Below are 22,971 nucleotides of genomic sequence, written 5' to 3'. Positions count from 1 at the left end.
AAAATGAGAAAATATATTCAATTAGGAACGCTTATCCTGCTCTTGGTAGGTTTGTCAAGCCATGTGGGAAGCCCTGGAGTCATATTTGAGGGTAATCTGGGAGAATACCGCATCATGGTGAATGTGAATCCTCCTGATGTGATCCCGGGTACCGCTACCCTCACCGTTGTATTTCAGGATGCGCCCCAAGGCCTCCAATTGGAAGCCAAGCCGGTTTATTGGTCTGCAGGACTCAACGGCACGCCTAAATCAGACCCTTTGTTGGCAGTTCCTGATGAACCCGGCAAATACGAGGCTGAACTCTGGTTTATGAATTCGGGTACCTCCAGCATTTCCCTTAGCCTGAAGAATGGAAATCAAACTGAGGAAGTCATCATCCCCATCATGGCGATGCCCACCGCACAGAAAGAAATGGATGCCAATTTGGGAATTCTACTCGCTGGATTGGGCATATTTTTGGTCATCCTGATGGTCACCATCATTGCTTCAGCCATGGGGGACAGCCTTTCCGAACCGGGCACAGGTGTTTCCAAAAAACTCAAAAGAAAGAAAACTGTAGGGATTGTAGTGGGTTCTGCTGTCATCTTTTTACTGCTTTGGGGAGGAAAAACCTGGTGGGATGCTGAAGCTGCCGGTTATCAGGAAATTCTGTACAAACCGTTTTCCGCCACTTCCACTGTGATAGACAAAGAGGATGTCCCTTACCTGCATTTAAAAATCGATTCTACGGTATTGAAAAACTTTTACATTACCCGGAAACTCAGTTATCTGGTTCCGGATCATGGAAAACTGATGCACCTTTTTCTGATCCGTGAGGGTGATTTAGACGTTTTTGCGCACCTTCATCCAAAGAGACTCGACACGCTTAATTTCCAAAGCAAATTGCCCCCATTGCCTGCTGGCAATTATTTTGTATTCGCTGATATTACAAGATACACCGGTTTTTCTGAAACCATCGTCAGCAATCTGGAAATCAAAGATGAGCCCAGCTTCCGGTTGGCCAATCTCAATGAAGGTGGTTTTGATAGAGATGACACCTACACCTTCAGCAATCCCGTTCAAAACAAAGTTTCCAACTTGTTGGACACTGAGGTAATGATCTGTGGAAAACCCGGGCAAAAAACAGACTTGCCGGGTGGTTATTCGGCGATTTGGGAAAACCCGGAAAGCAAATTCAGGGCCGGTAAAATGTATGCATTGGACTTTGCCTTATTCGACGAAATGGGTCAACCGGCTCAACTGGAACCTTACCTAGGGATGATGGGGCACGCTGTAGTCCTTAAACATGATGGTACGGTGTACATACACCTTCATCCCACTGGCAATTATTCCATGGCCTCTCAGCAGGTTCTGGTTGATCGTTTCAAAAGTGGCAAAGTGGGTTTTGAAAACCTTCCTGAGAAGCTTTCTTTTGCGGATAGTGTAGATCAGGTGATTGCCTTTTTAGACCAACTTCCCGATGAAAGCCGAGACAGTTTACTGATGGGAAACATGGACCATACTCCCCTTGTCACCAATGACCCCGAGCATGATGCACACAGCATGGTCCGATTCCCTTATGCCTTTCCGGAACCAGGCGATTACAGGGTCTGGATTCAAGTAAAAATAGACGGCAAAATTATTAATGGGGCATTTGATGTCAATGTGGAAAGTTAAATTGGGCTATTGACCTTAATTTTATCCAATTACACCCTCAACTTGATTTTGACCCCATTTTCCCCAGTACGTTTCGGCGGCTGTAGTTTCGGCTGACACCTCTGCTTTTTTGGTTTTTAGTTTTTGATCGATTTTTAATTCATTTTCCGGATGGTGTGTGGCCATGAAATAATGGATTCTGGCTTTGCTTTTTTCCTGGCTTAAAGTCAAAACTTCTTCCTGATGGATCTGCACTTCTGTTTCGTGAAGCATCAGCCATCTATCGTAGGGCCCAATTGGGGAAATGAGCTTGACAAAAATCGGGGCTGTCTCAATGGCAATAAACAGCAATAGGATAAACACATGTGCCGTGGCCATGGCTTTGCTGTTGGTGGTAAGTACAGATAAGGCCTCCATCCTTGCGGCCAATCCGTCAAACTGAGCTATACCCTGCTGTTGTTGTTCAAATTGGTTTTGGACCATTTGCTCATATTGGCCAATTCTGGCTTCAGCATCCAAAATCTGCGTTTGATTAAATTCCTGAAGGGCCTCATATTGTTGCTGGGCTTTGTCCAATTGCTCCTCCTTCTTTCTGGCATTGCTTCCTAGCCCAACTATACCGGAGGTACCCGGGGTTTTGGTGCCAAACCTTTCCAAATCATATTCCTCCTGCTTTTGGTCTCTAAATGATTTGGCCGTTTCTATTTCGGTTTTGAGCGTCTCTATTTTGGCTTGCAAAGCGGCAGTTTCCGGATATACTTCCTTTACTTTCATTTTGGAATCAGCCATGGCAATTATCTTCTCTTCATCCAACTGCCGGTTGATTTCTCTTTCGAAGATTTTCAATTCCAGGGGTTTGGATATCACTACCGCTAAAATCACTGCCATGACCAGTCTGGGCAAGGCCACCTTCCAATTGCTCCAGCTGCTTTTGCCTTTCCTCATGCTCGAGACTATAAAGCGGTCAAGATTGAAAATCAATAGTCCCCAAATCAAAGCAAACAATATGGCAAACCAACCATTTTCAAAAACTGTAAACAGGGCATAGCCACCTGAAAATGCAGCAAGCAAGCCTGTAAAAAACACCGTGCCACCAATGCCAACATATTTACTAGCCTCGGTGGGGGATTTTTTGAGCATGGTAAACACAGCACCGCTGCAAAACCATAAAAAATTTCTGATATGTTCCATGTATTTTTTTCGTCTAAGGTGAAAGTCGATAATTAGACACAAAAAGCAGACTAGATCCACTTAAAGTATTGTTTTACAAAGAAGAAAACGACAATAAGTGACCAAAATGGGTATTTGAGGGATGAATTTTTTTTCTAAAAAGTCAAGAAAATATCAATACAAGAATACTAGCTCAATGGGCTGTCCTAAAGCGGACATAAATTTGTTCATTAATGCAGTAGGCAATGGAGGCATTATTTGCTTTTTAAGCCTTGCTGATGTTTCTTTGTGGGAATAAATTTATAAAGAACGAGGCGAGAGAATAGGCTCTGAGACCCTCTGGCAACCACCAGCCAAAAGCCGAAAGGTGCCAAAACCTACCCATGTGGAACTATAAATTAGCACTTATGTACAATCGGAAATCTATCACCCAACTTTTTACTTTCTCCAAAAAAGATGTCTTACAAGGCATTTTGGGAAAAACCTATCCCTTCTTTTTATTTGAAGACCAAGGGTAAACCATACTTAAACCAGCTAAAAAAAGATTTGCTCAATGAGTCATAAACATTTAGAAACCAAGGCCATCCGGATTGCCGCTTCCAAATCCAATCAAAGGGAACATTCGGCACCTTTGTACCTGACTTCCAGCTTTACCTTCGATTCAGCAGAGGAAGCCCGTCAGATGTTTGCGGAGGAAATAGAAGGCAACATTTATTCCCGATATGCCAACCCCAACAGCAGTGATTTAATCCAAAAGGTATGTGCACTTGAAGGGACTGAAGATGGGATTGCTACTGCTTCCGGAATGGCCGCAATGTTTGGCAGCATCGCCTCGTTGTTGTCTCAGGGAGATCATATCCTGGCTGCAAGGTCTCTTTTTGGCTCTACCCACCAACTTTTGACCCGGGTGTTCCCAAAATGGGGCATTACTTCAACCTATGGGGACATTTCAGATATATTGAATTGGGAAAGACTTATCCAGCCCAATACCAAAATGATTTTTATCGAAACCCCTTCCAACCCGGGATTAGAAATCATTGATCTGGAGTGGATCGGTAAGTTTGCAGAAGCACATCACCTGATTTTGGTAGTCGACAATTGCTTTGCAACTCCATACCTACAACAACCCGCCAAATGGGGTGCACAGGTAGTTACCCATAGCGCCACCAAATACATTGATGGGCAAGGCAGGGTTTTGGGCGGTTTGATTCTTGGCCAAAAAAACCTGATGGATGAGGTGCAGTTCTTTACCCGGCATACCGGACCATCCATCTCCCCCTTCAATGCCTGGATCCTCGCCAAAAGCATGGAAACCCTTCCTGTACGGATGGACAGACATTGCGAAAGTGCTTTAAAGATCGCTGCCTATTTTAAGGACAACAAGGACCTGGAAGCGGTAAAATACCCATTCCTTCCCTCCCATCCTCAATATGAACTGGCTAAAAAACAAATGTCTCAGGGCGGAGGCATCATCACTTTGAACCTCAAAGGTGGATTGAGCCGTGCTCAAAGGTTTATCGATCAGTTGCAGATGATTTCCATCACTGCCAATCTAGGCGATAGCAGAAGTATCATCACCCATCCAGCTTCCACCACCCACAGCAAGCTCAGCGAAGCGGAGAGGGAAAAAGTAGGCATCAGTGACGGTTTGATCAGGCTATCCGTAGGATTAGAACACCATGAAGACATCCTCACTGATATAGAAAGAGCCCTGGAGCAAACCAGATGAGTGATATTTGCGGTTTAGGTATATATTTAAGTCATTTCCAGTCAATTTGGGGAGATCGGTAGAAATTGATGCCCAAAGCCTCGAACCGTGGGCCATGTTCTGCAAGGCGAACCCTGTACTCATCCCAATTTCTGCTATTGGGCGCTGTCCAACCGATTTCAGCATGACCCGCCAACCTGGGGAAAACCATGTACTCGATTTCCTCCATGGTGGTGATTGTCTCGGTCCAAAGTGGAGATTCCACCCCGATGATGTGTTCTCTTCCTATACCTGGAACCAAAGTTGTTGGCTCCCAGATGTAAGAGGAATCCACCTCGATGTAGGCTGCCCAATGTAAACCCAGTTGGGTAGTAGAGTCGTATTGCATATCTAAATACACCCTTTTTGCAGGAGAAATAAGTACTTTGGCACCCTGGTCCACGGCCATCTTGGCATTTTCGGCCACTGCCCAATACTGGACCACGGATTGCGGTTTCAAACTTGCATGAGCTATTTCATCCCAGCCTATGGCTGTTTTTCCATATTGATAGACCAGTTCCTGTGCTTTTTCGATAAAGGGAATGTAATCCTCCATCGCAGTGACATGGGATTCATCTCCGCCGATATGAAAATAGGGTCCTGGTGTGATGGCTGCAATTTCTCTGATCACATCCTCGACAAACTGATACGTAATGGGATTATCCGTATCCAAGGTGCTAAAACCAACTTCGATTCCAGTGTATAAGTCTGTTGGTTGGGGTTCATTTTCAGGAATACCGTGTTTTTCTAGGTCTACCTTGAATCCGCCCTTTTCAGGCACAGTAATCCCGGGGTTTAGAATTCCATAGGAAGCCAGTGCTGAATTGGTGTGACCGGGCATGTCGATCTCTGGTACGATGGTAATGAAACGGTCCTGGGCATAGGCGACGATTTCTTGGTAGTCCTCTTGGGTATAAAATCCTCCTTCACCTCCACCCACTTGGGTGCTACCTCCAATTTCCGTTAATCTAGGCCAGGATTTGATTTCAATTCTCCAACCTTGATCATCGGATAAGTGTAAGTGCAAATGGTTGATTTTATAAAGAGCTATCAGATCTATCAGACGCTTCACGTATTCCTTACCAAAATAATGTCTGGCCACATCCAACATGACTCCCCTGTATCCATATTCAGGTGCATCCTTGATGGTACCCGAGCCTATGGCCCATTTTTCTCCTGAAACCAGTTTTCCGCTTTCAATTGCTGCCGGTAACAGTTGTCTTAAAGTCTGCACAGCCCAAAAGACTCCTGCGGGAGAATTGGCTATTAAATCCACATGGTCTTCGTCTATGTCCAATATGTATCCTTCATCACCAAGTTCTTCACCGATGTTGTCTAATCGAAGCCTAATGTTTGAGGATCCGCCATGATCCACCCCATTTGCTATTGAAAAACCAAATCCAAATACAGGTCTTAGAAAAGCCGCCATGTACTCTGCCACTGGCTTCAAGGTCTCATCAGAAACCAATATCTGACTGGATTCTTCGAACTGGAAATACCCTGGGTAGACATCCAAAGATCGTGGCTTAGGGATAAGGCTGACTTCATCAAGATCAGTTACCTGAGGTTGGCTACAGGCAAAAGTCATGGTGATCAAAATTGCGGTCAGGACATGTTTCGGGATATTGAAGGTTTTTTCTATCATGGGTGCAGGTTATTTAGCTTTTTTTATTCATTTAAACTTAAATAATTTTTTTACTAATTAGGCTTTCATTAGATTATTTTTTTTATTTACACTAGTAGCCAATTATTCAAGAATGCAACCATGTTTCAATTATTATGAAATAAGTCATGGACGCAAGCATTCTTTTTAATAAATTGATAAGGCTAAAAATGAATTAAAATTCCTACCCATTATAAACCAAAAATACATGAGCAAGCAGGATCAATCCTCAAATGAACATTCGAGAAGAAATTTTCTTAAAACCTCAGCTACCGCACTTGCCGGTTTCTATTTAGTACCCCGGCATGTGCTGGGTGGACCTGGCTTTGTTGCCCCCAGTGACCGACTCCAGGTAGCGGGCATAGGCGTAGGTGGTATGGGTTTTAATGACATAAAAGGGGTTTTTGGAAGTTCAAAAGCTGATATCGCCTTCTTATGCGATGTGGACGACAGAAGGGCTGCAAATGCCAGAAAAGATTTTCCCAAGGCGAAATACTACAAAGACTACAGGGAAATGTTGGACAAAGAGGGCAAAAATATTGATGCCGTAACTGTCTCTACTCCTGATCACAACCATGCCGTCCAAGCCATGGCGGCCATGCAGCTGGGCAAACATGTCTATGTACAGAAGCCTCTTTCCCATGACATCTATGAGGCGAGAAAATTGACAGAAGCGGCAGAAAAATACAAAGTGGTCACCCAAATGGGCAATCAGGGTTCATCTGGTGACGGAGTGAGAAAAATGGTGGAATGGTACAACGCAGACCTTATCGGTGAAGCCACCAAAGTGTATTGCTGGACCAACCGACCCGTATGGCCGCAGGGCATTCCTTGGCCTTCCAATGGTCAAACGCCACCGCAGGAGTTGGATTGGGACCTTTGGTTAGGTACCGCTCCAAAAAGGGAATACGTGGATAATCTGGTTCCCTTCAATTGGAGGGGCTGGTGGGACTATGGCACCGGTGCTTTGGGAGACATGGCCTGCCACATCATGGAGCCTCCATTCAGGGTTTTGGGACTGGGATATCCTATTTCTGCCGAGTGTAGTGTTGGATCTGTTTATGTAGGTGAATTTCAACGTGGTTATTTTCCAGACAGTTGTCCACCATCTTCCAGCATCACTTTACGTTTTGCAAGAGATAACCAACAGGACCTCGAATTCATCTGGATGGATGGTGGCATCCAACCTACCCGACCTGAGGAACTAGGACCAAATGAAATCATGGGAGATGGAGGCAATGGAGTCATCATCGAAGGGACCAAAGGAAAAATGATGTGTTCGACCTACGGCATAGACCCCAAACTGTTGCCAACCTCAAAAACGGCAGAGATCAATGTTTCTGAGTCTGAATACAGAGTTCCTGGCGGAGATCGGGGTCATTATAACAACTGGGTAGATGCCTGTATTGGAGGGTACGGAAGCAAAGAATTTGAACGGTTAAGTTCCCCTTTTTCGGTGGCTGGTCCATTGACAGAATCAGTGCTCATGGGGAACCTTGCCATAAGAAGTTACGATTACAGGGAACCCAGAGAAGGAGCCGCCAACCAGTTCAACTATCCTGGTAGAGGCATTAAATTGGTATGGGATGGTCCCAATATGAAAGTGACCAATTTTGAACCTGCCAATCAATTTGTAAAAAGAGAATATCGGGAAGGTTGGACTTTGGGAGCATAAAGCAATTTAATTCCTTTAAAAAAAATAGGGAGACTACTTTCTCTCACTGAGATTTTTCTTAAATATAAAGCCCCAAAAATAAATTCTGTTTTTGGGGCTTTTTGGTAGGTTGATTTGCTCCATCAGCTACCGGTCATTAGGCGCATTGAAAATCCGCCCTTAAGGGCTAAAAATCAAATCCTACACCTGCCGCATTCAATAATTTGGCATAGGAGATGTTTCTTTTGGCCGCAATGTCATTGAGGGTAAGTTGGGAATCGAAGTAAGCGATTTCTCGTGCATTGATCAGGAAAAGGGAACTTTCACCAATTTCAAATCTGATCAATTCCCCATCCAACAACCGCCTTAATCCTTGGACATAATCAGCATATACCCCAAATTGGCTTCTGAAGGTTTCAAACGCGTTGAGCTCCCCTTCCAATCTGGCTGCAAGACGCAGATATAACAAATCCCGATCATTTTGTCTAAAGGATATTCTGGCCTTGGTCATGCCAAGAGCGCCTCTTTCCTTTCTTAAAAAAAGTGGGGTATATACCGTTATCCCCCATTTATAATTGTTTTCAAAAAAAGGAGAAAGCTCTAGTTGATTGATACTTTGGGTTAATACATTATAATTAAATTTAACCACAGGTTTGAGTTGTTCTGCATTCCACCTTCGTTCTATATCCAGTAAATCTAAATCAAAGTCCACAAGTAAAAGGTCTGGATGGGTATTGAGCATTTGTCTCAGCATCTCTTTTTCATAAACCATATCCACCGCCTTAAGCACATTTTCCGGCACTATGGTATCCAAGATGTTCATAGGCTCTTGGTCTTCGTTCCAGAGAAAGGTGTTCAATTCCACCAAAGTGTTGAAATAGTCAATTTCTGCCTGCTGCAGCCGATACACTCGATTGAGGACTTGGGTGTAAGCCTCAATGGTGTCTATCGCAGGAAGGTCACCAAATTCAAAACTGCTTTTGATGCCTTCAAATCTGATTTCAGCCAATCTTACTCCTTCCCTAAGTACCTCTCGGTTACTATAGTTAGCTGACCAGTCCCAATAGGCCCTTGCGGCATCCACATACAGGTTGTTGAGAATTTGTTGTCTCTCCGCTTTGGTGGATTCCTGAAAAATCTTCGCTTGACGGAAAGTAGCCCTTGCCCGATCAATAAATAATCCTTCACCGATATTGATGGAAGCCCCTGCAGTAATTAGACCTTCAGAAGGAACAGATTTTTCAGGATTAAGGAAAGTCCCAGTATTTTGCTCAAAGTTACCCTTGAGATCTACTGGTCCGAAAACAGGAATGACGATCCCAGCTTCTCGCTTGTCATAATAATTGGAAGTGTTGTAAACCTTATTGTCCAAGTCACCATACAACAAAGGATCAAAACCTCCTCTTGCCATTCGGACTTCCTGTTCCCCAAACTGAAGGGTAATGTCTGCTTGGGAAGCTACCGGATGGAATTCTTTCACCCAATCCATAAAGTCTTCAAACCCCATGGTAGTTTGGGCTCCTGCAAAGGGACTGAGCAATAAAAACCAGATAAAAAAGAATCGCTTCTCCATCATTCCCTATTTGACAAAGCTTTCTTTTCTTCGGCAGTATAATAATCAGCGGGGAATCCGTTCAATTGTCGCCATATTTCATACCAGATTGGAACATCGTTTAGCAAAGCTATGCCATCAGCTCCTGAACCAATCCGCAAGGCATCAGGCCATGGTTTGGCTTCTGGATCCGGCGCCACCATGATTCGATATTTGTTATTGGTCCCTGTAAAGTTGTCTATTGCCACTACTTTGCCTCCAAAAGTACCATTAGATATCTGTGGCCATCCCGAAAAGACAATCGCCGGCCAACCATCGAAAATAAATCTTACCTTATTGCCCAACCTGAATAAAGGAAAATCAACCGGTTCCACAAACATGGCAACAGCAAGTTGAGCATTGGCAGGCATGATGGAGACAATTTCTGCTCCTTCCCTGATGGTCTCTCCTATTCCTACCTGAATCGCCTGGGTAATGTACCCATCTTGGGGTGCGAGGACATAGTAAAAGCCAGTTCTTACTTCATAATTGCTGTATCGATTCTCCAATTGGGCCACTGAAGCCTCGGCATCAAACTGAGAGCTCATGGCCGAGAACATTTCAGCACGGGTTTTGGCCATACGGTCTTTGAAATCATTGTCAATGGCATTTAGCTCTATTTTGGCAGCCAGCAATTCATTCTTGCTGCTCAAAAGGTCATTTTCCGCAGAAATCACACCGGCTTGCACCTCTTGAAACCTTAACTTCCTTGTTTCATAGTCAGTCAGAGACCGCAAACCTTCCTCAAACAACCTATCGGCCCGCTTCAATTGCTCCACTCCGATTTCAAAGTTGACCTTAGCCTGTTCATACCGAATGCTGTCAGAAGTTACTTTCAGCTCCGCCATTCTCAGCTTATTTTCGGCTTGTTCCATTCTTAGGATGTTATTTGCCCTTAAGGCTTCCAACTGCACTTCCTGGGCTTTTACCTTTTCACCATACGACCTGGCGGAAAAACCTTTGGCATCCACCTGCATTTTGGTTCTGGCAAGCAGGTCAGGATCCATGTAGTCATCCTTTATTTCAGAAATGAACAAGATGGTGTCTCCTTTTTGTACATAGTCACCTTCAGCCACGTACCATTTCTCAATTCTCCCTGCAATGATGGAGTGAATGGTCTGAGGTCTTTGATCGGGTCTAAGTGCTGTCACCATGCCCTTGGAGCGAACATTTTGCGTCCATGGCAGAAACATAAATACCAACATACCAACGATGCACCACAAAAGGATTTTTACCCTTTTCCTACTTTCCTTAACGGGAAGCGTCATTTTCAGGCTTTCGTAGCCTTCAAATGATTCCTTTTTGATGATTTTATTAAACGAAATATTATACATCTTCCTTTAATTAAATCCCCTTTATTTCCTTGTATTGGAGACTGTCTCCATCAAATGTTATGGAACCTTTTTCCAATTCGATCACCCTATCCACCTTGGTGATGAGATCCCAATCTTGGGTAATCAGGATCATGGTAAATGGTTCTTTCATCATGTAATCCATCACACGTTCCCTCACCTCATTCGAAATATGATAAAACATCTCTTCCAATAAAAGGGCTTTGGGTTCGCCAACCAAGCATCTGGCTAAAATGATTTTACTGATGAGTACTTTACTCAATCCCCTTCCCTCAGGTAACACCTGCGTATCAATGTCATCCGGTAAATGGAAAATGTATTTGTTCAAACCGACCAATTCTATGATTTTACGAATATTTTCTTCTGGAATATCCTTTCCCAGCGTAATATTCTCTCTGATAGTTCCCAAGAACAATGATTCATGAAGCAAACTATCTCCAATGATGCTGCGGTATTTTTCTAGATTCATGGTGCTAATGGGTAAACCATTGACCTGGATTTTACCGGTATAGTCTTCAAACAAACCTGCCATTAGATGGATTAACGTACTTTTGCCACTGCCACTACCTCCTGTTAAAATTATCTTTTCACCAGGATTTATTTTAAGATTTATCTTATCCAAAATTGTTTCTTCTTTGTCAATGGTCTGATAGGTCAAGTTACTGATTTCAAATTCCAGTCCCTTGTATTCGGATTTGAAAGCCTTTTCGGTTCCTTCAGCCTTTTCCATTTCCATATCCATGATCAAACCGATTTTTTCCACTGCCACCAAGGTATCATAGGCAACCTCCAGATCCAATATAAGCTTCTCTACAGAAGATATGATCATCATAATTACGATTTCTGCCGCCACAAATTGTCCAATACTGATCTCATCGTCAATCAAAAGTGAGGATCCCACAATCAAGAAACCGCCCATAATCAGCACTTTGAAGCCGATCATGACTTTGTGTTGAAATATGAGGATATTAAAATGATTGTTCCTGAAATCGACGTATTTCTGAAGTATTTTATCCACCCTTATAAATGGTAAATTTGAGTTACCGGCCAGCTTGAATGTGGCACAAGTTCTGGCTATTTCTTCCAACCAGTAGGCAGTCTCATACTTTGAGGTGGACTCCTTCATAGCTGTTTTGATGCCTTTGCCACTGGTGAAATAAAAGATCCCAAACAAGATGATCAACAGCAAGAGCCCGAAAAAAATGAAAAAAGGATGGTAAAAGGTCAAGAGAATCAGTCCAAAAAGGATCTGAACTGAATAGGTGGAATAGTCAATAATTAGTTTGGCAGTGCCTTTTTGAAGATTGACTGCGTCGAAAATCCTATTGGCAAGTTCAGGGGGAAACTTATCCCTGAGTACATCCATTTTTATCCTTGGCAATCGGTAGGCAAAGGAAAAGGAAGTGTTGGTAAATATTCTCTGCTGGAGTTTTTCCATCAAGTACCTTTGACTGATCTCCAAAAAACCTCCAAAAATATAACCAAATGAAACAATCAAGACTAGAATGAGCCACGAAGTAGTCATTCTCCCGCCAAGGATAAAATTGATTATGGCTTGAATCCCCAAAGGGAGAATCAATCCAACGCCTCCATTTAGAACCGAATAAAAATAAATCGCATATATCTGTTTTTTTTCGTCTCTGAGCAAATTCCCAAAGCGAATCACAGGAGTCAATACAGGCTCAATTTTCATGTTTTAGTTAATTAGATACCTGTTTATTCTTATATGGCAGGTATTTACTCTTTTTTTTGCCTTAGACGAAAATTACGTAAAGGTCGAACTTAGGTTTCAGAATTTCCAAAATTGACCATTTTGCTTTTTGAATCAACCCGGGCTAATTTCCGATCCGAAAATAATATCTGAAGGCTTAGGATACAAAATAAAGTAGGAAATGATGTTTTTTGTAAGTGAAGAGACTTTAATGAATTATAATTTACATCAACGACGGATAGAAAGAAGCATTACTTGCCCATTTCAGGGTCAATCTTATGAAGATACTTGCTTTAGTCTAAATAATTAGACTTTACGAAAATAAAAAAATAGATCAATTGCTCAAGCCAAATCCTTTCAAGAGGCAGTCATTATTTGGTCGGCAGGACTTTGGTATTAACTTCTCCAAATCCCACTCTTATTTGATCTTTTTGAGCAAATCCCCGCATAATTACTGTATCTCCGTCCTCGATGAATTTTCTGAAGACACCTTCGCCCAGGTCAAGCGGCTTGGTACCTTTCCAGGCCAGTTCCAGCATTGAACCAAAACTATCTGGTGTTTTTCCGGAAATCGTACCGGAAGCATATAGGTCCCCTACATTGATATTACAGCCGTTTACGGTATGGTGGGCAAGTTGCTGGGCGATATTCCAATACATGTGCTTGAAATTGGAAATACAAACTCTACTTTCGCTTTTGCCTTCAGGCTGAATATATACCTCTAGGTTGAGATCAAAACTATGGTCTTTTTTGCAAGCCAGATAAGGAAGCACTTGGGGGTCTTGCTTTGGCCCCGACAACCGGAATGGCTCAAGCGCTTCTAAAGTGACAATCCAAGGTGAGATGCTAGACGCAAAGTTCTTCCCCAAAAATGGGCCTAATGGCACATACTCCCAAGCTTGAATGTCTCGGGCAGACCAATCATTGAAAAGCACAAATCCGAAAATATGGTCTTCCGCATCAGAAGTGGAAATGCTATCTCCCATTTTGGTGCTTTTCCCAGTAACAAAAGCAAGTTCTAATTCAAAATCAAGCCTTCTTGAAGGGCCAAATTCAGGCGCTTCCATATGAGGATCTTTATATTGGCCTTTGGGACGATGGATGGGGACTCCGGAGGGAATGATAGAAGAAGCCCTCCCATGATATCCGACTGGCAAATGTTTCCAATTAGGCAATAAGGCATTCTCGGGATCCCTGAACATGGAACCCACATTGGTGGCGTGCTCAATGCTGCTGTAAAAATCAGTGTAGTCGCCAATTTGGACAGGCATCAACATTTTTGCCTCTTTTCTGTTGACCATCGCCTTTCCCCTGCATTGGTGTTCACGAAGAGATTCATTGTCGGCCAACAACAACTCCTGAACTTTTTCTCTGATTTTTCGAGTCACTGGTTTTCCAAGGGCGATAAGGTCATTGAGTGATGCTCTGACAAATATATCGGTAGGCAACTGACTAAGTTCGGCAAAAAACCCCTCTTGGTGAAGCACCGACAAATCCACAATCTTGTCTCCGATGGCCATTCCAGCCCTGGGAGACAATCTCTTGTTTTGGAAAATCCCAAACGGTAAATTATAGATGGTAAAATCGGAATTATTGGGAATCTGTACCCAGGTGCTCAATTGAGACATGTTTTTAATCAGACAAGGTTAAAAATTGATTGAAATGTAAAGTTAGTCTTTTAATACGGAAGACAAAGAACCGAAATCCTTGTATTGCTTTGCTTTTTGTAAAGCCACTCATTTTCAAAAGAGAAATTTTTAAAAAATATCAATTCTGAAAAAACCTTTAGTCCATCTTAAGACTAATTTGACATCTTTGCCAGTATGAAATCCATCTTGATCGGAACTAAGTCTAGCTTTTAGACAACTACATACAATTCTGAAATTTAAGTTAACCCCTAAAAAATTTCTGTTAATTTTGCTCCTTGAAGTTTTAAAAATGCCAGCATAACCTATGTCATTAGCTACCAAATACAATCCTGAAGAAACCGAATCCAAATGGTATGCCTATTGGATGGAAAACGGTTTTTTTAATTCCAAAATTGACCATAGTAGAGAACCTTACACCATTGTCATCCCCCCGCCTAACGTAACCGGTGTGTTACATATGGGTCATATGCTCAACAATACCATTCAAGATGTCCTGATCAGGAAAGCCCGGATGGAAGGGAAAAATGCCTGTTGGGTACCTGGTACTGACCATGCTTCCATAGCCACTGAAGCCAAAGTGGTCGCCATGCTTAAAGATAGAGGCATAGATAAGAAATCACTGACGAGAGATGAGTTCTTGGCTTATGCATGGGAATGGAGAGAAAAATACGGCGGAATAATCCTTGAACAACTCAAAAAGTTAGGTGCTTCCTGCGATTGGGACAGAACCAAATTCACGATGGATGATGATATGATCCTTGCCGTTACGAATGTCTTTGTGGATCTATACAACAAAGGCAAAATATATCGTGGTATAAGGATGGTCAATTGGGATCCTCAAGGAAAAACTGCCCTGTCTGATGACGAGGTAATCACCAAAGAAATTGCTTCCAAACTTTACTTTATCAAATATCAGATAGAAGGTAAAGAAAATGAATACCTCACCATAGCAACTACAAGGCCTGAAACCATTATGGCTGACGTGGCCATTTGCATCAATCCCAATGACGGCCGGTTTGCACACCTCAAAGGGAAAAAAGCCATCATTCCTCTGATCAATAGGGCAATTCCGATTATTGAGGATGAGTATGTGGATATGGATTTTGGCACAGGATGTCTTAAAGTCACCCCAGCACATGATGTGAATGATTATGAACTAGGCCTTAAGCATAAACTCGAGGTCATAGACATTCTGAATGATGACGGTACTTTAAATGCCAAAGCCGAAATCCTCGTTGGTGAAGACCGGTTTATCGCCAGAAAAAAAATCAGTAAAATGTTGGAAAAAATTCAGCAGTTGGAAAAAACGGAAGAATATACCTCCAATGTGGGCCATTCAGAAAGAACAGATGCAGTGATCGAACCCAGACTCTCTTTACAATGGTTCCTAAAGATGGAGGATATCACAAAGCCTGCTTTAAGGGCTGTGATGGAGGATGTCATACAGTTGTATCCACCCAAGTTTAAAAACATGTACCGGTCATGGATGGAAAATGTCAGGGATTGGTGCATTTCCAGACAACTTTGGTGGGGACACCGCATACCTGCCTATTTTCTACCCAATGGGGAATTTGTAGTGGCCAAAAACGAGGGTGAAGCCCTAAAAATTGCCCAGGAAAGATATGATGAGGCCTACACCATCAATGATCTCACACAAGAAGACGATGTACTGGATACCTGGTTTTCAGCTTGGCTATGGCCGATTTCTGTTTTCGATACCAAAATTTTTGAAAGCGGCGAAAAAAATGAAGACCTGAAATATTACTATCCCACCAATGATCTGGTAACTGCCCCGGAAATCCTGTTTTTTTGGGTGGCCAGGATGATCATTTCAGGCTACGAATACATGGGTGAAAAGCCTTTTAGAAATGTTTACCTGACTGGCATTGTACGCGATAAACAAGGGCGTAAAATGTCCAAATCACTTGGCAACTCTCCGGATCCCTTGGAACTAATCCGTAATTTCGGCGCAGATGGGGTGAGGACAGGCATGTTGTTCAGTTCACCCGCAGGCAATGATTTGCCTTTCGATGAAAAACTGGTGGAACAGGGCAGAAATTTCTCCAACAAAATCTGGAATGCCTTCCGCTTGGTACAAGGCTGGGAAATAGACTCCACGCTTTCCGGGGAATCCAATCAGGCTTCAATCAACTGGTTCGAAAATAGGTTTCAGGAAGCCTTGACAGAAATCGAAGATCACTTTAGCAAATTCCGAATTTCTGATGCCCTTATGAGCACCTATAAATTGGTCTGGGATGACTTCTGCTCCTGGTATCTGGAAATGATCAAGCCTGCCTACCAACATCCCATCGATCAGTTCACTTATGACAAGACGATTGGTTTCTTTGAGGAAGTATTGAAAATCCTGCATCCATTCATGCCCTTTATCACGGAGGAGCTTTGGCATCAGATCAAGGACAGGCCGGCTACTGAAGCCTTGATCATTTCTTCATGGCCTCGACCCACCACCTTTGATGCCCAAATCATAGCTGAGGCCATTCAGGTCTTTGAAGTAGTGTCACAGGTACGTAACGTCAGGGCCAGCAAAGGGCTTTCACCAAAAGAACCTCTGTTCCTAAATATCAAAACCGAAAAGCCCGAGATCTACGCAAGATTTGATCAGGTTTTGAAAAAACTGGCAAACATCAGTGAAATAAGTTTTGGTCAGCCGGCCGATAGCGGAATAAGTTTCTTGGTAAAATCGGACGAATGCTTTGTTCCTATCACCGGACAGATTGATATAGAAGAAGAAAAACAAAATATTCTTAAAGAACTTGAATACACCAAGGGTTTTCTTGAAACAGTCAACAAAAAACTTGGGAACGAGCGATTTGTCCAGGGAGCCCCTACTCAGGTGGTGGAAACGGAAAAGAAAAAACAAGCTGATGCCGAGGCGAAAATAAAGGCCTTGGAAGAGGCACTTGTCAAACTCCAATAAGCCGAGGGATGTGGTTAGCCACTGTCCACGATGGGTAAAGGCCATTTCTACCAGATCCAAGAGATTTTATAGTCCGCCACCTGAATTCTGGATTTGGGATAATTCTATTTTATGCTTTCAAACCATCATTGATGGGGTCTTTTTTTATTGGGGGCCCAGTTAATCATTGAAAAATGCGGTGGCCCCAAATGGTCTGTCAGAACCTGACAGCCAATGCCATAGTCATGGCGAAGTTTCCGGTACTGGAAAGGCCTGCCGGAAGATCAAATACAGGTTCAGGACTGAAGAGCTGCCTTCCTTCTATCCGGGCCAATACATTGGGTTGGATCTTGTAATCCAGATTGAGAGATAGCCCGCTTACTTTCATGCCCTCTACTAAAATCACTCCCTTTGGATCAGTATAATACTCAGCTCTTCCTGCCAAAGTGAAAGTAGGGGAAAGGTCTCTTTTTAATGACGCTGTGAGCCCGGTCCATTTGTTTATTTCTGTTCCGAGGCTTGCTTCCACTCCATGGTCGGCACCGATAGTGACTCCCCAATTGCCCCAAACATATTGGGCATAGAAATTATTGAAAAATCGCGCCAGATATAGGTTTTGAGGGAATTCATTTCCATAATAATTGCTGTAATTGATGGTCAATCCCTCGATAGGTCGGTGGTTGATTCCCAAACCGATTCCAATGGATTGGTTTCTATTGATGCGCTGTACATTCTGCCAGCCATTGGTCAGCCAGAAAGTAAGGTCTAGTTTGTCATCGGCATGGTAGGTCAAACGTGCCCCTGTAAGAAAATAAGGGGAATTCTCGGCAAGCAAGCTTCTTGAAAGGTGCCAACAATCGATGCCTTCGGCACTTTCAAATCCGATGTGGGAAGGCATGATGCCCACGTCGAGCCACATTTTTTCGAGCAGTCTTACCCCAACTGAAGCCTCATAAAGCATTTGCGCCCATGGAGGTTCCTCTGCCAGATTGAATTGCGAATAAGTACCTGCCATCAGAGCAAGGTTACTTCTTACCCTTTCCTGCTTGTAAGCCACCTTGATAAAGGTGTGATTGACGCTGAATTCATTGTGCCTTTTGAAATTGAAAAGCACATCAGGTCTCAGGTGGTCATCTGGCCTGTTAAAATCGTAGCTGTAATACACCTCCGCATAACCTTCAAAACTGAACGGGGATTCCTTTTCAGAATAATATTGGGCTCGGACCACCCCGGTATTCAAAAGTATGATTAAAAAAAATATCCCTCTCATCTGCTATTCTTCTAAAAAAACCCGAAATTAATTTCGGGTTTCAGCATTACTTTAAGGTTCGGAAATTTCTGTCATAGAGCGCTATGCTCTCATTGATGATCCGCATCGCATCTTCCTTACCAAGAAAATCCTCCACTTTAACTTCTTTATTTTCCAGTTTTTTATAGTCTTCAAAGAATCGATGAATTTCTCTCATCAAGTGAGGGGGTAATTCATCTATGTCGTTGATGTAATTGACGGATTGGTCGTCAGCAGCAACGGCAATGATTTTATCATCCGCCTCACCGCCGTCTACCATACGCATAACCCCTATGACTTTTGCTTTTACTAAAGTCATAGAAGGGATGTCTATCTGAGAAATGATCAAAATATCCAAGGGATCATGGTCATCACAAAAAGTTTGGGGAATAAAACCATAATTGGCCGGATAGTGGACAGCAGAAAACAAAACCCTGTCCAGGATCAGCATACCTGTTTTCTTGTCAAGTTCATACTTGCCCTTACTCCCTTTTGGAATTTCGATGACGCCCATTACATATTCAGGAGCGTCTTTACCTATTTGAACACCATGCCAAGGATTGATCATGTTTAAAACAATTTGGGTTAAAAATTAAATGCCATGCAAATTAAGCCCATTTCATTTGTGAACAAAGGAATTGAGGGGGATTTTAAGAACTCGCAAAGACACTGAAAATCAATTTCTCATGGAAGGCAATGTGATTCTGAAGGTAGTTCCTACCGTTACATAAGAAACCAACTCAATCGTTCCATTCATTTGTTCCACAGATTCCTTGACCATATAAAGTCCCAAACCAGAGCCGACGTTTTTTTGTGTAGCTCGGTGAAAGAGGTTAAAAACTTCCCCTTGGTGGTTTTCTTCTATGCCTATACCATTATCGGCGATTTCAATCAGGGACACGCCGCCTTCTACTTTTATTTTAAGGTGTATTTTTTTATAGATTTCATTTTCTTTTTGAAATTTGTAAGCATTACTGAACAGGTTATTCAATATCACCCTGATTTTGGCATCATCGGAATAAAAATCCTCCTTTTGGTCAATTTCCACCGAGGTTTCCACATCATTGAGACCCCATTTTTGCCGGTAAGCTGAAAATTGCTCTTCTACAATTTCTTCAAAAATTATTTTGGTGGCTTTGTTTTCAATTTTGGTAGACCTGTAAAAATCAAGCATTTTATAGATAAAGTCATCCAACTTGACCGTTGCTGAATCAATCATTTCGAAATATTCCAAGGTATTGGGATCATTGGTTTCCATCTTAGCCAATTTGGATACCCCCGAAATGCTCATCAAGGGTCCTCTCAGTTCATGAGAAAGACTGTACACAAACTGGTTCATTTCAGAATGGATTTTTTTCAGTCTTTCATTCTTGTCCTTAAGCTCTTTTCGGGTATAATATATATCCGCTGCAGTTTTAATTGCATTTTTTATTTGTTCCAAATTCCAAGGCTTATCAATAAAGCGATAAACCTCACCTCGGTTGATGGCATCGATGACACTGGCAATGTCTGAATAGCCGGTCAGAAGTATCCTAATCGGTTCCGGATTGATTTTGACCAGTTTTTCAAAAAACTCTACCCCGGTTATTCCGGGCATTCTTTGATCAGCAATCACTACATGGATTTCCTCTTCTCCTGCTATGCGAAACCCCTCTTCAGCATCTATGGCTGTGAAGACTTTAAAATCTTTCCTCAAACTCGCTTTGAACGAGTTCAGGTTATTGTCTTCATCGTCTAGGTACAATACATGTATCTTATGCTTCATGTTGAACTGTTTTTTGATAAATCGGTAATTTAATGATAAAAGTAGTGCCCTGGTTTTCGGCTGTTACTACTTCGAGAAAACCTTTGTGGTTTTCAATGATGGTATAGACAATGGACAGTCCAAGCCCAGTACCTTTTCCAACTGCTTTTGTCGTGAAAAAGGGTTCAAATATGCGTTCTTTGACATGGGAGGGCATCCCCGGCCCATTGTCTTGGATCTCAATTTGAATGTGGTCCTCCCATCCCCTGGTCCTGATGGTAATCTCAGGCTGGGTGATCTTATTGTTTTGTTCTAGCAAAGCATGTATGGCATTGCTGATGATATTCATGAACACTTGATTGATTTTTCCTGCAAGGCATTCAATCATCGGGATATCAGCATAATCTTTGGTAACTTGGATTTTTCCGGACATGGAGCTGTTCAGCAGGACTAGGGTGCTGTTAATCCCATCATGGATGTCCACTTTTTTCACATCCTGTTCATCCACCCTTGAAAATAACCGGAGACCTTTGACTATCTCTACCGTTCTTTTTGCACCGTCTTCCATCCCTCTTAGCAGCTGTTCAATTTCTTTGATCAAATAGTCCAGTTCAAGTTCCTCTTCAAGCTCATTCAATTCCTTCTTGGTAGCTGCGGAAAATTCCATTTTACCCTTTTCTTTGTAAGCAGCAATTACTTGTAAAATATCCTTCATGTCTCGTTTCAAAGGAGAAATGTTGCTGCTGACAAAGTTGATTGGGTTATTGATCTCATGGGCGATCCCGGCAGTAAGTTGGCCCAAAGACGCCATTTTTTCTTGATTTACCAACTGGGTCTGGGTATTTTGAAGGTTTTTTAGGGTAAGTTCCAATTCATTGGTCCTTGTTTTGACTTTTTCTTCCAAAATCAAATTCTGCTCTTTTATCAACCTTTCATTCTCGCTTAGCGCATCCAACTTGGCCAGCTGTTCCATTTCCTTTTCTCTTTTGAGCAAGTTGATCCGATCTGCCAAGGCCAGTGAAAGGAGGATGGCCTCAAGCGCACTTCCTAACAAAATGGGAAAATTTGCGTAGGTGCCGATTTCAATTACCCCACGGTTTTGAAGAATGTAAAACACCAAACCGAAAAAGAACATCAAGAAAGCCACTAGGAAATAAACCGCCGTTCGAACACCTTTTCTGGCAATGATAAAACTGCTTATGATAAACAAAGTTGCAATCAGCAAGCCCGATATATCAGTCAGGAAGTAACTGAGCTCCACAAAGGACAAAAGCCTGAACACCAAACAGGCCACATAAAGTCCAATGTTGAATATCAAGACTTTGTCAATCCGGGGAATGTAATGGGGTGTCTTCAGGAAATTTCTCAGAAACAAGATGCCAAAGACTCCTGAAATGGAAGAAAAACCAATGATGCTTACTTCATACAAATAAACATCCCCATCAAATAAAAACTCATGGGTGAATCCCAAAAGTGTAATTTGGGCCAACGCAAGAAAAAATATGTAAAATGAATACAAAAAATAAACCCGATCCCTAATCATGAAATACAGGATAAGGTTGTAAAGGAAAAGAGCCAAAATGACTCCAATGTAAATACTCACAAAAAGGATGATTTTGCTGTATTTTTCTAAAAAGGAATTCTTTTCGTATAGAGAAAGTGTAAAATTGACCGGTTCTACTGAATTCACCTGAAGGATATATTCCATGGTGAAATCCTCCTTTTCAGCAATCTCGAAAGAAGGATTGGGATAGGACAAAGGATTGGATTTTCCGAAATTGGTTCCTGCGGTCTCTACTAAATGGTAACCACCCTCTTTTTGTTTTCTATACAAAAATACATCTCTAAAATTAGGGTTTTTCAGTTCCAAGATATGGAGACCCTCATTTTTGATTAAGGGGGCCAAATTGAAACCTAAAGTCAAGGGATCATTGGTGAAACCAAAAATCAAAAAAGAAGTGGAAATTTCTTCGAAGTTGGATTGTTGCAATTGGGAAATATCGTTGTTGTCAAACACCTTGAACTCAGAAACAGCAATTTCGCTGAGGTTTCTTTCAGCATTCAGGTAATAAAAGACCGGAAAAGAAATAAACAAAATGATGGTTAAAGCAATTAAAACCGCTTTACTTTCTTTCAATTGAGCTCTCATTGCTGAACACTTCAATGTTTAAATCAAAATGAATTTCCAAAGGTCCTTTCTCGCTAACCTCCTGTCTGATTTGTTTGGGTTGTTCTCTGAGGGAATAAATGTATTCTTTTTCCAGTTCGTTGGCCTGACTTAGGACTTCGGGGTCTGTAGCCTCCATGATGGTAGCAACCAATCCTTCTTTCGGATATAAAAATGAACCATTGTCACCTAAGCTTTTGATAATGTCTAAACCTACCGCCTGCCCGTTTTTGACGGTGTAGGGTGAACAAAATGCCATCAGTCCCTTAAGCTTTAAAAAAGAGGATATGGCTGCGCCTATTCGGATCAGGTAAATGCTGCCTATACCATATCCTGAGATTTCTCTTGAATTCCAAAGACCACAAAACTCCCCTGCCTCGAGATCTTTGTATTTTTGCATAAACTGAACGATGCTTTTGTCTTTTTCATAGATGGCCCCCTCGAGTGGTAATGGGAACTCAGCAGTCCTTAACTGCATTCTGGCACCACCGTAAATTTTACTTCCATCTATTGATTCCACTATAATCAGGTACACATGTGGATTGTTGACCCACGATCTATCAGCAGAGGTTACCTTGGTAACTCCGTAAGATTCCAACACCTTAAAATGTCCGTCAATGTACCGGTCAGTTGTTACTGTATCGGTAATTGCATGCGCCACCCTAATCTTTACTTTCATGGAC

General features: G+C 42.3%; 15 protein-coding genes and 1 riboswitch. Of the genes, 4 read left to right on the top strand and 11 right to left on the bottom strand.

All coding sequences use genetic code 11. The features are described 5' to 3' along the window. The first annotated feature begins 3 nt into the window (after window positions 1-3). Window positions 4-1,656: a hypothetical protein gene (locus tag H1A14_RS16965; protein WP_194777480.1), complete on the top strand. Its 1,653-nt coding sequence runs from the start codon at window positions 4-6 to the stop codon at window positions 1,654-1,656. 21 nt (window positions 1,657-1,677) lie between these two features. Here H1A14_RS16965 and H1A14_RS16960 read toward each other — a convergent pair whose 3' ends face one another. Beyond that, window positions 1,678-2,826: a DUF4407 domain-containing protein gene (locus H1A14_RS16960; protein WP_194777479.1), complete on the bottom strand. Its 1,149-nt coding sequence runs from the start codon at window positions 2,824-2,826 to the stop codon at window positions 1,678-1,680. A gap of 276 nt (window positions 2,827-3,102) precedes the next feature. Continuing rightward, window positions 3,103-3,205, top strand: a riboswitch (SAM riboswitch). A gap of 153 nt (window positions 3,206-3,358) precedes the next feature. On the opposite strand from H1A14_RS16960, the gene H1A14_RS16955 reads away from it, so the two are divergent. After that, window positions 3,359-4,534, top strand: coding sequence for a trans-sulfuration enzyme family protein (locus tag H1A14_RS16955; protein WP_194777478.1), 1,176 nt, complete (start codon window positions 3,359-3,361; stop codon window positions 4,532-4,534). Window positions 4,535-4,565: 31 nt separating this feature from the next. Here the strand turns inward: H1A14_RS16955 and H1A14_RS16950 are convergent, their stop codons facing one another. After that, complete coding sequence (locus H1A14_RS16950; RefSeq protein ID WP_228527833.1) at window positions 4,566-6,197, bottom strand: beta-N-acetylhexosaminidase; 1,632 nt, start codon at window positions 6,195-6,197, stop codon at window positions 4,566-4,568. Window positions 6,198-6,423: 226 nt separating this feature from the next. Here H1A14_RS16950 and H1A14_RS16945 point away from each other — a divergent pair, with 226 nt between their 5' ends. Continuing rightward, window positions 6,424-7,890 (top strand): Gfo/Idh/MocA family protein, encoded by a 1,467-nt coding sequence (locus tag H1A14_RS16945; protein WP_194777477.1) that lies wholly within the window; start codon window positions 6,424-6,426, stop codon window positions 7,888-7,890. 166 nt (window positions 7,891-8,056) lie between these two features. Here the strand turns inward: H1A14_RS16945 and H1A14_RS16940 are convergent, their stop codons facing one another. The 4 genes from H1A14_RS16940 to fahA all read right to left on the bottom strand — a co-directional run bounded on the left by H1A14_RS16940 (window position 8,057) and on the right by fahA (window position 14,151). Further along, window positions 8,057-9,445: a TolC family protein gene (locus H1A14_RS16940; protein ID WP_228527832.1), complete on the bottom strand. Its 1,389-nt coding sequence runs from the start codon at window positions 9,443-9,445 to the stop codon at window positions 8,057-8,059. Next, window positions 9,442-10,794 (bottom strand): HlyD family secretion protein, encoded by a 1,353-nt coding sequence (locus H1A14_RS16935; protein ID WP_194777476.1) that lies wholly within the window; start codon window positions 10,792-10,794, stop codon window positions 9,442-9,444. Before H1A14_RS16935 ends, H1A14_RS16940 begins: the two co-directional genes overlap by 4 nt. Window positions 10,795-10,804: 10 nt before the next feature. Continuing rightward, window positions 10,805-12,505, bottom strand: a complete 1,701-nt coding sequence (locus H1A14_RS16930; protein ID WP_194777475.1) for a peptidase domain-containing ABC transporter — start codon at window positions 12,503-12,505, stop codon at window positions 10,805-10,807. 389 nt (window positions 12,506-12,894) lie between these two features. Further along, window positions 12,895-14,151 carry a fumarylacetoacetase gene (fahA, locus tag H1A14_RS16925; protein WP_194777474.1) on the bottom strand — a complete coding sequence of 419 codons (1,257 nt, stop codon included), beginning with the start codon at window positions 14,149-14,151 and terminating at the stop codon, window positions 12,895-12,897. 325 nt (window positions 14,152-14,476) lie between these two features. On the opposite strand from fahA, the gene H1A14_RS16920 reads away from it, so the two are divergent. Then, on the top strand, window positions 14,477-17,110 hold the full coding sequence (locus tag H1A14_RS16920; protein ID WP_194777473.1) for a valine--tRNA ligase: 2,634 nt from the start codon (window positions 14,477-14,479) through the stop codon (window positions 17,108-17,110). A gap of 196 nt (window positions 17,111-17,306) precedes the next feature. Here H1A14_RS16920 and H1A14_RS16915 read toward each other — a convergent pair whose 3' ends face one another. From H1A14_RS16915 to H1A14_RS16895, 5 genes are all read right to left on the bottom strand, one after another. Then, a complete protein-coding gene (locus H1A14_RS16915) occupies window positions 17,307-18,359 on the bottom strand; it encodes a porin (protein WP_194777472.1) in 1,053 nt (350 codons plus the stop codon). A 46-nt stretch (window positions 18,360-18,405) separates the two neighbouring features. Next, entirely contained in the window at window positions 18,406-18,945 is a 540-nt protein-coding gene (locus tag H1A14_RS16910; RefSeq protein WP_194777471.1) for an inorganic diphosphatase, read from the bottom strand. A gap of 108 nt (window positions 18,946-19,053) precedes the next feature. Continuing rightward, window positions 19,054-20,142, bottom strand: a complete 1,089-nt coding sequence (locus tag H1A14_RS16905; RefSeq protein ID WP_194777470.1) for a hybrid sensor histidine kinase/response regulator — start codon at window positions 20,140-20,142, stop codon at window positions 19,054-19,056. Next, the gene (locus H1A14_RS16900; RefSeq protein WP_194777469.1) at window positions 20,132-22,270 is read right to left on the bottom strand and encodes a 7TM diverse intracellular signaling domain-containing protein; all 2,139 of its coding nucleotides are present in this window, start codon (window positions 22,268-22,270) and stop codon (window positions 20,132-20,134) included. Before H1A14_RS16900 ends, H1A14_RS16905 begins: the two co-directional genes overlap by 11 nt. Continuing rightward, window positions 22,245-22,967 (bottom strand): hypothetical protein, encoded by a 723-nt coding sequence (locus H1A14_RS16895; RefSeq protein WP_194777468.1) that lies wholly within the window; start codon window positions 22,965-22,967, stop codon window positions 22,245-22,247. The genes H1A14_RS16900 and H1A14_RS16895 overlap by 26 nt, the downstream gene beginning before the upstream one ends. Window positions 22,968-22,971 lie beyond the last annotated feature (4 nt).

The sequence above is a fragment of the Pararhodonellum marinum genome (genome assembly GCF_015354735.1).
Lineage (GTDB): Bacteria > Bacteroidota > Bacteroidia > Cytophagales > Cyclobacteriaceae > Pararhodonellum > Pararhodonellum marinum.
Note: the sequence above shows the minus strand (reverse complement) of the source record. Positions and strands in the feature narration are given on the sequence as shown.